The organism is Massilimicrobiota sp. An80 (assembly GCF_002159255.1).
Classification (GTDB): domain Bacteria; phylum Bacillota_I; class Bacilli_A; order Erysipelotrichales; family Coprobacillaceae; genus Allocoprobacillus; species Allocoprobacillus merdigallinarum.
In genome coordinates, this window is the sequence record NZ_NFHI01000057.1 from 1 (window position 1) to 13,230 (window position 13,230).

The following is a 13,230-nucleotide window of genomic DNA, read 5'->3' on the forward strand; positions in this document are numbered from 1 at the left end:
ATTAGAAGATTCCATAATCTAATTATACCAAAAACGACAATGATAATCATTAAAGATAATCATTGTCGTTTTCTTTTTTAGGTGGCCTTACGAATATTTATTTCGTTACAGTCCCTTTAAAAATATCTTCTTCTTTTATTTCTAAATGAATACTTATATGTCATTGTATAACGAGGATGATTTTGATAAATCATATAAAGATTTATACACTCTATAGGTATAAGTAAAGCCAATACACGAGTCAAATCAGGCAAAATCATTAAATGCTGATTAAATAGACCTAATAAGAAAGCAACTACAAAAATACAAATAGTAAGAATCTTACCAAATTTCATAAGCACTGTTCCTTCAGCTTTTTTTAAACTTAAAAATTCTAACCCAATTAACAATCCTATAACAATAGCCACAATAATTTCTTCCATGACAACACTTTGCATCAAAATAACACCTATAATGATGATATATGGTATAACCATCCCTAAAATTTTATTCATCCTAAGCACCTCATCTTTTCTATCATTATAATTGACATATCTTGTCGTTTCAAGTCTAAGATGTGAAAAGAGTTCTACTTGTCTATCATCTTTTCATTAAAAAAGAAGGAAGTCTTTTTCCTTCTTTATAATTATAGAATATGAATTTGAAATTCAACGCCTTTTTCACTATTACACACATCATATTGGAAACCATGTAATTCTAAAATAGAACGACATATCGCAAGACCTAACCCAGTTCCTTGACGATCACTTGAAACATAAGTATCCCAAATTGTTTCTTTTTGTTCATGACTCAAATGTTTTCCTTCATTTTCAAAACTTAAAATACCTTGATGATACTTAATATAAATATGTCCATTTTGTGGTGTATGTTTTATTGCATTACTCATAAAGTTTTGAAAAACAATCTTGAGTTCTTTGAAATCTCCTTGAATATGTGGAAATTCATCTCCCATCACAACATGAATATGTTTCTTTTTTAGAATAGGCGCAAATGTTTCTACAATTGACATTAATAAATCCTCTAAATCAATATCTTCCTTATGTAATTCAACATGACCAGATTCTAATCTTGATAAATCTAGCATAGCCATAATCAATTGATTAATATGCTCTATTTCTTGATGAATCGCACTTAAATATTGTTGTTTCTTAAGATCATCTTTCCCTGCTTCAATTAATTCTATGTAACCATTAATAATACTTAATGGCGTTTTAATTTCATGAGTAAAATTCGCAATGAACTCTTTTCTCATACCTTCTAATTTTTTTACATATTCTATTTCATCATTTAACTGTTGAATTGTTGTTTTTAATTGTTGACTCATCTGATTAATATTATGTGATAATACACCTAATTCATCTTTAGATTTTTCATTGAGATGAATATCAAAATCATTATTTGCAATGGATAAAGTAGCTTGACTCATCTTTTTAATACGCCTTGTCAATATATATGAAATCAATAAAGATATCATTATACAAACAATAAAGGAAATGATATAAATAATCATTTTAGAATAAATGACTTGATGTGTAATTCTGCCAATCGCGTTAAGGTCATATGTATAAAAAACAAGATAACCATCTACATCTTGAACATCATAATCTCCAAATTCGCTATTTTCAATTGGTTTGGCATTTTTAGAGATTAATGGTTTACAATGAATAGAATATAAAGTGCCATCTTTTTCCTCCAAGCTGCTTTCACCTGATGAAAATCCTTCGCCCTGTTGAGGGAGCATAGAAGATACACAATCAGTAATAAACGCATCATGTTTTTGATAATTATCTTCATGAGAATTATCATATTCATCTAAATAAAATCCCTGGGCAGATAAAAAGCAATTCGCACTTTCATATGATTCAAAATGCATTGTGTGAATCTTTTCATTATTTTGTCTATGATCTAAGAAAATCTGGCCATTAATAGATAAATAAGAAAGATCTTCAATCGTCATAGAAACATTGTTACCCACAAGATCATATGTAGGAGAAGCAATATCTATAGTCAAAAAATAATCATCAACATGTTCTCGAAGAATATTTTCCATTTGTTTTTGCATATCCAATGAAATCTGTGACAAATCAAATATTAAAATTGTTATAGATTCTTCATATTCATTTCTTAATGTTAAATATGTCTTGTTTTGTTCACGCTGATTATACACCATTTCAAAATCTGGATTTAATACAAAAACTGATTCTATTTTATATCCATCTTCAGTTTTTAAAGACTGTGATATTTCTTCATAAAAAGAAGGATTCAACTCATCATATTTTTGACTATAAAGCACAGATAACTGCTCACACATTTCATTGACATTATACATATTATTAATTTTAGAATAGGCATGAAATTTTTCTCGATGAAAATCAAGAGTCACATTCAAAACTTGAATCAAGCTAAAACACAATAATATCAATATAAAAATCTTTTTACCTAAAGTCCATCTCAGTATCTTTCTCACTGACGTTCACCACCTTTAACATATATCCTGTTTTGATAACAGTTTGAATATAACAGGCATATTCTCCTAGTTTTTTACGTAACTTCTTGATGTATGTATCAACTGCTCTTCCATCTCCATAATAATCATATCCCCATATATGATCTAGAATCTGTTGACGTGTCAATAACTGATTCACATGCATACATAAATATTCTAATAGTTCATATTCTTTATGTGCTAATGGGATTCGTTGCTGATCTATGATTAGAATACGATTGATACGATCCAATTGAAGATGTCCAACAGAAAGTATATCTTCTTCCTTTTTCTGATCACGTTTAATCATGGCAATCACTTTAGCATGTAATAATGATAACTGAAAAGGTTTGATGATATAATCATCCGCTCCTAACTGATATGCCATTAGCTGATTTTCTTCTTGTGATAAAGCACTCATAAAGATAACAGGTCTTTTTGTTTTTAATCTTAATTGTTTACAAACTTCATAACCATCAATACCAGGCATCATAATATCTAGTAAAATTAAATCAATCGTCTCATTAATCATACTTAATGCTTCATAGCCTTGTGTTGCTTCAACGACTTCAATGCCTTTTAATGAAAAATAATCTTTGATAATTTGACGAATATGAAATTCATCTTCGATGATTAGTACTTTATACATCTTTTTCACCTCGACTTCATCTTAACACACTTTTGTGGAATTGAAGTGGAATCGAAAATATAAATAAGCCCTGAGAAAAAACGTGACATTCTATGACAAATTATGTTAAAATCAAGACGTTTTAATAAATATGAGGAGAGGAAAAATGAATAAAGAAGAAAAGGTAACGACTGTAAGTGAAGAAAATATTTATAAGCTTAATGGACGTGTTCCACTGAAAAAAGCTATTCCTTTTGGTTTACAACATGTTTTAGCTATGTTTGTCGCAAATCTTGCGCCTGTTATTATTGTCTGTGGAGCAGCTGTTGTCAGAGGTTCTGGTGAGCATTTGACATCAGCTGAAATTACTTCTATTTTACAGTGTGCTATGTTTGCGGCTGGAATTGGAACATGTATGCAACTCTATCCAGTCTGGAAAATTGGTTCTAAATTACCTATTGTCATGGGAGTGAGTTTTACATTCTTAGGAAGTTTATTAGTCATATCAACAAATCCTGCTTTAGGATATGAAGGTATGATTGGTGCTGTTATTCTTGGTGGTATTTTTGAAGGCTTGGTTGGATTAAGTGCAAAATACTGGAAAAGATTTTTAACGCCTGTTGTTTCAGCTTGTGTCGTGATTGCGATTGGGCTATCACTGCTATCAGTAGGAATGGATTCTTGGGGTGGTGGTTCTGGTGTTGAAGACTTTGGTGCCTGGTACCATCTTCTTGTTGGAACTTTTACGCTTATTGTATGTTTAATATCACATTATCGTTTAAAAGGTATTTATAAAAATTTAAATATTCTTGTTGGTTTAATTTTTGGATATTTATTATCTGTTATTTTGACAGTCACAGGAATTGCGCCAATGGTGGACTTTTCTAATATTGCGGAAACAATTCATCAAATTGGATATTTCAGTATTCCAAAATTAGTATTCTTTACAGAACATATGCCTGTCTTTGATTTAGGTGCTTTCTTCACTATTGCAATTGTCTTTTTAGTTTCAGCTGCTGAAACGACTGGCGCAACAACTGCTGTCTGTAAAGGAGCTTTAAATCGTGATATTCAAATGGAAGAACTTCAAGGTTCATTAGCTGTAGATGGATTTTCAAGTGCTATTTCTGGATGTTTTGGTTGTCTCCCTTTAACATCTTTTAGTCAAAATGTTGGTTTAGTCACAATGACACAAGTCATCAACCGTTTTACTATTTTCATGGGAGCTTTAATCCTGATACTAGCATCGTTATTTCCACCTCTAGGGGCTTTCTTTCAATCATTACCTCAATCAGTTTTAGGTGGATGTACAGTGATGATGTTTGGTTCTATCATGTATGAAGGTATTAAAATGTTAAAAGATAACACTTTTGATGAACGTACAATGATCATTGTTTCACTTGCCTTTTGTATTGGGGTTGGTGTCACTCAAACTTCAGGAAATTTCTTTACATGTTTCCCATCAGTTGTTGGAGAAATCTTTAATGGAAATGCAGTTGCAGGAGTCTTTGTTGTATCATTATTATTAAGTTTAGTCTTACCTGAAAAGAAAAAGAAAAAAGGAAATGAGAATATGTAAAAAGCATATTCTTGTTTCCTTTTTATATACTATCAACAATCATACTTTGAATCTGAAAAATAAAACTCTACACCAGATTCAACATTTTGAACACCATAATCATAATGATGAAGCTGTAAAATAGCCTGACATATAGCTAAACCTAAACCACTCCCCTGATGATCATGTGTCACAAAAGTATACCAGATATCTGATAAGTGTTCTTCATCAATATGTGAACCTTCATTGATGATAGAAAATCCGTGATCAATCGTTATATAAATATGTCCTTGTTCTGGAGTATGTTTTAAAGCATTGGATAAAAAATTATGTATTACTGTTTCTAATAGCTTACGATCACCTTGAATCATAGGATGTAGAACTTTGATATCCACTTGAATATGCTTTTTCATCAATAAGACTTCATATTCATCAACAATTTCCGTTACACTATTTTCTAAATCAAATTCTTCTTGATGAATCTCTACTTTTCCAGCTTCAAGTCTTGAAAGTGACAACATGGATTGAATCAGCTGATTGAGTCTTTCTGTTTCTCGATGAATGATTGATAAATATTTTTCTCTTTCTTCTTGACTTGTCGCTTCTTCAATTAATTCACTATAACCATTAATAATACCTAGGGGTGTTTTCATTTCATGCGTAAACTGATTCACAAAATCTTTTCTTAATCCTTCCAGCTTTTTAACATGTTCAATTTCCTGATTCAACTGTTCCATTGTGTTTTTTAACTGAGAAGACATACTTTGAATACTTTTTGCTAATGAACCAATTTCATCATGAGAACGGATATTGATTTCTTCATCAAATTGATTATTTTTAATTTTTAATGCTACTTTTTCTAATGCTTGAATAGGTCTGCTGATTGTCCATGACACCAATAGTGATATACATATGACAATACAAAATGCTCCTAAAAACAATCCCCAATTCTCTTCAAAATACTGTCGAGCCATAAGGCTATCAATATGCGCCTGGTCTTCCATTCCAATAACTACTGCATATAAATCCTGGTCTTGGTCTTCCCAATCTGTGAGTCCTGTCATACCAATATAATAGTAATGTCCATGATAGCTTGTATAATAGGCCGTCATGTAACCATGGTGTTTAAGTTGAAGGACATGTTCAAGATCTTTTTGTTGGCTTAAAAACAATTGAGAATCATATTGACTTTGAATTGATTTTTCGCCATCTATACAAAACTGATTAACACTTGCTGATTGGATTTGATGCTGATCCAATTGACCATAACTGTCTTCACCCCATTGAAGATAAATCAATTGTTCATCGTCTAACACATATTTGACTTCAGCCTCACCAGGAATAGAATAACTATAATCAGTTAATTTTTGCATCAGATATGTCTTTAAACTTTGTCTTTGTGACAAAGATAAATCGGCAATAGATATGTAGATTGATGAATCATCATAGATATGAATATAATTATCTAAATAAGGACTTAGAGAAAACCATTTGACAACTTTATCATCTTGTTGAATCAAACATTGATATAGGTTATTGTTTTCACTGATATAATCAATAGAATTTATTTTTTGAATCACTTCATCATATTGAGGATAATGATTATATTCAATACCTAATTGTTGTTGGAGATTATCAAGATCATCAAAATCAATGATACTTTGAAGAAGATAATGATTTGTAGAGTCAATACGATTTTGAATATTGATTTTGGTAGATACAGCTAAAATCATAATAAAAGCCAACATGATCAAAAGAAAAATCTTAACACTAATCTTTGTTTTCATTTTCTTCACCATCCTTAAATAAATATCCAACCTTAAAAACTGTTTGAATATAATATTGATATTTTCCCAACTTTTTTCTTACTTTCTTGATATATGTATCTACGGCTCTCGCTTCTCCATAGTAATCATATCCCCATATAGCATCTAAAATTTGTTCTCTTTCTAATAAACGATAAGGATTTTTCGTTAAATATTCTAATAATAAATATTCTTTATGGGTGAATTCTATGTGTTGACTATCAATGTAAACTTGGTGATTGGTATAATCAATTTGTAAATGATGAAAAGTTTTGATATTGGATACTTGTGGATCTTGTCTTTTACAGATAGCTAAGCATTTTGCATACAAAATAGATGGTAAAAATGGTTTGGTTATATAATCATCCCCACCTAACTGATACGCTTGAAGCTGATTGTCTTCCTCACTTAAAGCACTTATAAAAATAATAGGACATTGATATTGATAGCGAATCTGTTGACAAACTTCATAACCATCAATACCAGGCATCATAATATCTAATAAAACAAGCTGAATTTGAGAATGCATAAGTGATAATCCCTGATGTCCATCACAGGCTTCAATAATCTGGATTTCTCGCTTTTCAAAATAAGTTTTAATGATATGCCTGATATCAAAATCATCTTCAATAAGCAATACCTGATACATACTCCCACCTTCTTTACTTTTATCATAAAAAGGACTTGTGTAAAATTTGTGTAAATCTTCTATTCTTATTTTATCATAAAAAGAAAAGACGTTTATATCAAAACGCCTTTATAAAGATAAACCTTTTTCATATGCTTCCTGTAATTTTAAAGGTGGAATATAGGGTTGATGTGATTCATCATGACAACCTCCAGCGAGAACAGATCCTAAACTTTTCCAGCCTAGTGCCTTTGTATAAAAAGAATAAAAAGATAAGGCCTGTTCAAAAGTCCAAAAATGATTATCCCCAGCACTCATCAATAAGAATGTTTCTTTATATGGATATTCATCGTTTTGAGAAATCGCATATAAACGATCAATAAAGCACTTTAATCTTCCTGAAATAGACCAAAAATAAAGGGGTGAAGCCAGTACCAATGTATCGGCCCATTCAAACATGGCATAATATTCCTGCATACTATCTTGAATGACACAGTGATGTTGATTGATCTGACAAGCACCACAGCCTTGACATCCCTGTAAATTTTTTGATAATACAATTCGTTTCACTTCATGCCCAGCCTGAATAGCTCCTTTTTCAAAAGCCCTAGCCAACTGATCCGTATGTCCATTTATATTTCCACTTCCAACAACAATAAGTATTCGACGCATTCTTTTTCCCTCTTTTCCTATTTGTATCATATCACTCCCTCTCCCCTATAACAAATACTTATATTTTATATAGTTATATGCTTACTAAGCATATAGTGTTATAATATAGCTAAAGGAGTGAACGATTATGGAATTACGAGTTTTACAATATTTCCTAGCTATTGCCAGAGAAGAAACAATATCAGGAGCAGCGCAACAATTACATATCACACAACCCACTTTATCTCGTCAAATCAAAGAATTAGAAGATGAACTAGGGAAAACTTTATTTGTAAGAAGTCATAAAAAAATCACATTAACAGAAGAAGGCATGATACTCCGTCAACGTGCTGAAGAAATCGTGAATCTGGTAGATAAAACGGAACTGGAAATAATGTCTACTGATTCTCATTTAAAAGGTGAAATCTATATTGGTTCAGGTGAATCTCATGCTTTAAAAATCATTACCAAAGCTATCAAAAAGATACAGGCCCAATATCCTGATATTCAATTTCATATACATAGTGGTAATGCTCCAGATGTGATAGAAAAATTAGATAATGGTTTGATTGATTTTGCATTATTGACACCCAATTCTAAGATTAATGATTACAATCATATGTTATTGCCACTTTCACATCATTGGGGTGTCCTTATGTTGAAAGATGATCCATTAGCTCAAAAAGAAAGTATTACATTTGAAGATCTTCGAGATAAACCATTGATTGTATCTAAAGAACTACAACAGATATCAGATTTGGTTGAATGGTTACATAACGATATTGAACATCTTCATATTATTTCATCCTATACTTTGTTGTATAATGCTTCATTAATGGTAGAAGATGGACTCGGATACGCTATTTGTTTTGATAAACTTATCAATACAACTGGAGATTCTTCACTTTGTTTTAGACCACTTTCTCCACATATTGAAGTTCCTTATTATTTTATATGGAAAAAATATCAGATTCTCACAAGAGCATCTCAATATTTCTTAAATATTGTTCAAGACACCATTCAAGAATTGAGTCAATAAAAACATATAGCTATAAAGAAAAAATATGTGGAGCCAATCAACAGGCTCCACATAATTATTTCCACAACACATCAAAGTACAATTGATTTTGTTTTCCCCAAGTTGCTTCATTATGTCCACCATTTCTCACTATATGTATATAACTTTGAGCCTCGCGACGGACAATTTCGTCATTAAATAACTGAATGTTTTTTAAGAAATATTGAACATTGGAAACTTCACCTGTTGCAAAACTCCAATAAACACGTGTATCTTTATTCAAATCATGATGATTCATTTCTTCTTGCAGTTGATGGATACATAAAGAAAGTGCCGGAGATAAACAGGCTGCTTTAGAAAAGAGTTGATTATAATGGATGACAGTATAAAAGGCCATTAATCCACCCATAGAACTTCCTCCAATACCTGTACACTCTCTAAATGGTATTGTCCGATATTTTTGATCGATCATCGGTTTTAATTCATTCACAACCCAATCCATATAGATTTGACCTTTTCCAGTAATAGGACCAAAAAATCCATTTTCAACATCATATGGGCAATATTCATTTAATCTTTCATTTCCTTCATGATTACATTCCATTCCTACAATAATAAATGGCTTATCATAACGATCTAAAAACTCACCTAGTCCCCATGATTTTCCATAAGTTGCATCCTGATCATTAAAAAGATTATGTCCATCATACATATACATAACAGGATATCTTTCATCACTATTATGATAATTTTGAGGTAAATAGATGTGCATAGTGCGCCATGATTGAAGTGGCTGTATATAAACATTCAATTTTTCTATCATGAATAAACACCTCCTATCATATAGGTTTATTTTAATTTCTTTCCATCTCTATGTCCAATACTTTCCAAGTATGATGAAAAATACTTTTTAACTATACTCAAAAAGCATAACTATCCATTGAATATAGGTATTTGATATATCATTATTCTTTTCATATAATAATGATAGCTAAAGGAGCTAACTATATTTAAAAAAATATCCTCACCGCTATCAAATGAAAGAATAATTAAAACTCAATATGCTAAAATAAAAATGAGTGGTGCATATCAATTATTAGCTAAAAAGAAATTCGTTAAAGCATTAAAATGCATAAATCATCTTATTTGTTCTTTAGCAGAATATGAAAATAAAACTTGCTGATCCATTTTTGGAAGCAAGTTTTTTATTACTATTTTAGTCTCTTTAAATTAGTACGACCTACCAAATAATCAAGTGGAACTTCAAAATAATTAGCAAGGTCTATCAAGATTGGAAGTGGAAAATCATATGTACCATTGAAATAATATTGTAAATTTCTTGCAGGTACACCTATTTCCCTAGCTGATGCTGCTATGCTCAAGTCTTTCTCTTCGCGTAAGTCATTAAGTCTTTTAATCAGTATAATATCCATCACTTCCTATCTATAAATGAAATTATATAGATAGAATAGAAAAATATTTTATTTGCGAAGCAAACTTTCGCATTGTAAATGTATTTATTATCTTTTATAATCATTATATAGAATATATCTTAAGATAATATTTTAATACATATTATTCAGTTATCTTTTGATATATAAGCTAAGATGGATGTAAAACTATTTTAGTAGAAAGAAGGTGTTATAAAAAATTTGAAATTTAATCGCTTTACGCAATATTTTAATAATTACATTTTATAAGGAGAAGAATATGAAAAAAATTTTAGGTCTGACATTATTATTAAGTGCATTGATTTTGACTGGATGTAGTTCCAATAATCCAAAATCTAACAACGAAAATACTAAAGCGGAAATAAAACAAGAAACAGAAAATCAAATTGAAAAAATTACTATTCCTAAATCATATTTTGATTTTGTTGGAACAAAACCTGAGGATTTTGTAGGTAATACTAAATCATTAAAAAATATAAACAATTCTATTGAAAACGAATCAATAATCTTAGAAGTAGATAGTAAAACAAAAGAAGATTATTTAAAGGAGATAGACGAGTCTATACAGACATTTAAAGAAATAGCTCAAATAGAAGATATTGAAGCAAATGAAAAAAATGATGATATTGTTATTTCTATTCCTAAGGACTCAACTGCAGTATCAAAATTACATGCTACAACCGGAATACCAGCGCTTTATGGTCAAAAACAAATATTTGAAGGAAAAACTGAATGGTCAGTGAAGGTCAAGGTGATTGATAGTAAAACAAATGAAACACTAGCTGAAGGCACTGCTCCAAATCGTATTGAAATGTGGTAGCATACCTACTATCTGATTTATGAAAGGGGAAAAAGATAAGTATGAATAAATTAAAGATTCTAGTCGCAGGTGCATCGACTATGGGTATGATGACTAACACAATTTCAGCACATGCATTAGCTAATACTAATGGGGAATATAAGGAAATAAACATGCCATCTATTACTAGAATGAGTGTAGCTGATGAATTAAAATTAAAAATTGAAGAGTTGAAAAAAAAATCACTGATAAAAAAGTTGAATTGGATACTGTAGAAAGTGAGTATAATGTGGCTAAAAGCTGAAATTGAAGCAAATGATGCTATTGTTAAAGCATTAGAAGAACAAGTATCTTTTATTGAAGGTAAAAAAGCTGAGTTAGATAATTTTCAAGCTGAATTAGATGAAAGTATTATCCCATGGATTCCTTTAGAACCATCTACTCCAGTTGATACTGATAAAGGTGATGTTGATAGTGATGATGCAGGTGGTATTGAGTTACCAGGAAATGGTTCAAGTTCTAATGGAAATTCTGATAATACAGATAAAGTAGTCAACACAGGTACAGATGAAGTTGGTAGTGAGGAAAATAAAGGTAATACTCAAGATAGTACAACTGATGTAAATAGTGGTGTTGTTCAAACAGGTGATACTTCTTCTATGGTTGGATATAGTGTTATGTTAGCAGGGTCTGTTATCGCTTTGGTTAGCATGGCTAGAAAAAGAAAAATTTAAAATAAAAATAGGATATTATTTTTAAATAATATTCCTAAATAAAAAGGTATAAAACATGAAACAAATAGTGAAACATAAAAAAACAATTATTTGCACATTAATAATTGCAGTATTTGCCTTGATATTATTTATCTTTACAAGTAATCCAATACATTTAAAAGAAAAAACAAAGACTTTGGAATATGGAAAAACTTTATCTACAAATATCAATGATTATATTGATACTGAACAAACAAATAAAGATATAGTATCTGACATCAAAATGGATATATCAAAAATTAAAATAGAAGAAAATAAAGAGTATCCTGCAATTGGAGAATACGAAATAATCTTTTCATACAAAGATAAAGAAGAGACATTAAAATTAAAAGTTACTGATACAACTAAACCAGTATTTAATGATTTTAAAGAAGAAGTTAAGTTTACTAGAGATTGTAAACCTAGTGCTGAAGAGTTTAGTAAAATGTATACAGCTGAAGATTTAGATAGTGTAACAATTACTGTTGATGATAGTAAAGTAGATTATTCTAAGGATGGAGAGTATGTTGCTACTGTTAAGGCTATTGATGGTTCTAAGAATGAAGTAACACAGGATGTTAAGGTAGTTATTACAGCTCCTATGATTAAGTTAGATAAGTCTAAGGATACTGTATATGAGGGTGAAAGTTTAATTCTTAAAGCCGATATTAAAGGTAAAGATAATAAAGCTACTTTCAAATCTTCTGACAGTGGGGTAGCCAGTGTAGACGAAAACGGTAAGGTAACTGCCAAAGACAATGGTAGTGCTGTTATAACAGCGTCTGCTAATGGGGTAGAAGCTAAGTTTAATATTACTGTAAAGGCTAAACCTAAGAATTCTTCTACTGAAAAGAAAATTGTAACTAATTATAATACGGGCAAGAAAGAAGAGGTAACAGTGATAAAACCGTCAAATCCTAGCAACAGTGGGGGTAGTGGTTCGTCATCTTCTTCAGGTGGTTCTGTAGCTATGGAGTATTCTTTATCCAAAGCAAAAGAAGCTTTCAACTTACAGAATGCTGAAAGAGCTAAAGCAGGGTTACCAGCAATGGCTTGGAATGATACATTATATGAAGCATGTAAAGTAAGAGCTAAAGAAATTGTAACTAATTGGTCACATACTAGACCTAATGGTGGAAGTTATTCTGATTTAATTGAAGGGTTACCATGGACATCTAGTGGTGAAAATATAGCTAAAGGTACCACATCTCCATCAAATGTTGTAGCATCTTGGATGGCAAGCCCAGGTCATAGAGCTAATATTTTAGAAACAAATACTCATGCAGCAGTTGCTTATTATGGGGGATATTGGGTAACTATATTTGCTGAAATGTAATAAAGGGGCTGTAACGAAATAACTTTTTAAAGAGTTGATTTTGTTTCAGCTCTTTTCTTTTTCTGTTTTTAGGCAATAAAAAAACATCTTTTCTCTTCTTCTGATTTCAAGATGTAATA

At 30.6% G+C, this 13,230-nt stretch carries 14 protein-coding genes; 6 read left to right on the plus strand and 8 right to left on the minus strand.

Annotation, left to right across the window (positions count from 1 at the left end):
• Positions 1-116: 116 nt before the first annotated feature.
• The 3 genes from B5G32_RS12040 to B5G32_RS12050 form a co-directional block, all read right to left on the minus strand.
• Positions 117-494 carry a hypothetical protein gene (locus B5G32_RS12040; RefSeq protein ID WP_087245582.1) on the minus strand — a complete coding sequence of 126 codons (378 nt, stop codon included), beginning with the start codon at positions 492-494 and terminating at the stop codon, positions 117-119.
• A 131-nt stretch (positions 495-625) separates the two neighbouring features.
• Positions 626-2,467, minus strand: coding sequence for a HAMP domain-containing sensor histidine kinase (locus tag B5G32_RS12045; RefSeq protein WP_087936778.1), 1,842 nt, complete (start codon positions 2,465-2,467; stop codon positions 626-628).
• Positions 2,436-3,134 (minus strand): response regulator transcription factor, encoded by a 699-nt coding sequence (locus tag B5G32_RS12050; protein WP_087936779.1) that lies wholly within the window; start codon positions 3,132-3,134, stop codon positions 2,436-2,438. The genes B5G32_RS12045 and B5G32_RS12050 overlap by 32 nt, the downstream gene beginning before the upstream one ends.
• A gap of 145 nt (positions 3,135-3,279) precedes the next feature.
• On the opposite strand from B5G32_RS12050, the gene B5G32_RS12055 reads away from it, so the two are divergent.
• Entirely contained in the window at positions 3,280-4,692 is a 1,413-nt protein-coding gene (locus B5G32_RS12055) for a uracil-xanthine permease family protein (RefSeq protein WP_087245577.1), read from the plus strand.
• Between the two features lie 32 nt (positions 4,693-4,724).
• Here the strand turns inward: B5G32_RS12055 and B5G32_RS12060 are convergent, their stop codons facing one another.
• The 3 genes from B5G32_RS12060 to B5G32_RS12070 all read right to left on the minus strand — a co-directional run bounded on the left by B5G32_RS12060 (position 4,725) and on the right by B5G32_RS12070 (position 7,806).
• Positions 4,725-6,458, minus strand: coding sequence for a HAMP domain-containing sensor histidine kinase (locus B5G32_RS12060; protein ID WP_158094021.1), 1,734 nt, complete (start codon positions 6,456-6,458; stop codon positions 4,725-4,727).
• A complete protein-coding gene (locus tag B5G32_RS12065; protein WP_087936781.1) occupies positions 6,442-7,125 on the minus strand; it encodes a response regulator transcription factor in 684 nt (227 codons plus the stop codon). The genes B5G32_RS12060 and B5G32_RS12065 overlap by 17 nt, the downstream gene beginning before the upstream one ends.
• Before the next feature lie 108 nt (positions 7,126-7,233).
• On the minus strand, positions 7,234-7,806 hold the full coding sequence (locus B5G32_RS12070) for a flavodoxin family protein (RefSeq protein ID WP_087936782.1): 573 nt from the start codon (positions 7,804-7,806) through the stop codon (positions 7,234-7,236).
• Between the two features lie 97 nt (positions 7,807-7,903).
• On the opposite strand from B5G32_RS12070, the gene B5G32_RS12075 reads away from it, so the two are divergent.
• Positions 7,904-8,794, plus strand: a complete 891-nt coding sequence (locus B5G32_RS12075) for a LysR family transcriptional regulator (protein ID WP_087303902.1) — start codon at positions 7,904-7,906, stop codon at positions 8,792-8,794.
• 55 nt (positions 8,795-8,849) lie between these two features.
• Here the strand turns inward: B5G32_RS12075 and B5G32_RS12080 are convergent, their stop codons facing one another.
• Together B5G32_RS12080 and B5G32_RS12085 are read right to left on the minus strand one after the other, a co-directional pair.
• Complete coding sequence (locus tag B5G32_RS12080; protein WP_087936783.1) at positions 8,850-9,596, minus strand: alpha/beta hydrolase; 747 nt, start codon at positions 9,594-9,596, stop codon at positions 8,850-8,852.
• Between the two features lie 388 nt (positions 9,597-9,984).
• A complete protein-coding gene (locus B5G32_RS12085) occupies positions 9,985-10,206 on the minus strand; it encodes a helix-turn-helix domain-containing protein (protein ID WP_087936784.1) in 222 nt (73 codons plus the stop codon).
• A 277-nt stretch (positions 10,207-10,483) separates the two neighbouring features.
• Here B5G32_RS12085 and B5G32_RS12090 point away from each other — a divergent pair, with 277 nt between their 5' ends.
• Genes B5G32_RS12090 through B5G32_RS12105 form a run of 4 tightly spaced genes read left to right on the plus strand, consistent with a single transcriptional unit; the run spans position 10,484 to position 13,111 of the window.
• Entirely contained in the window at positions 10,484-11,044 is a 561-nt protein-coding gene (locus B5G32_RS12090) for a hypothetical protein (protein ID WP_087936785.1), read from the plus strand.
• A 41-nt stretch (positions 11,045-11,085) separates the two neighbouring features.
• On the plus strand, positions 11,086-11,298 hold the full coding sequence (locus B5G32_RS12095; RefSeq protein WP_087936786.1) for a hypothetical protein: 213 nt from the start codon (positions 11,086-11,088) through the stop codon (positions 11,296-11,298).
• Positions 11,299-11,310: 12 nt separating this feature from the next.
• Entirely contained in the window at positions 11,311-11,757 is a 447-nt protein-coding gene (locus B5G32_RS12100; protein ID WP_087936787.1) for a hypothetical protein, read from the plus strand.
• A 55-nt stretch (positions 11,758-11,812) separates the two neighbouring features.
• Entirely contained in the window at positions 11,813-13,111 is a 1,299-nt protein-coding gene (locus B5G32_RS12105) for a CAP domain-containing protein (protein ID WP_087936788.1), read from the plus strand.
• Positions 13,112-13,230 lie beyond the last annotated feature (119 nt).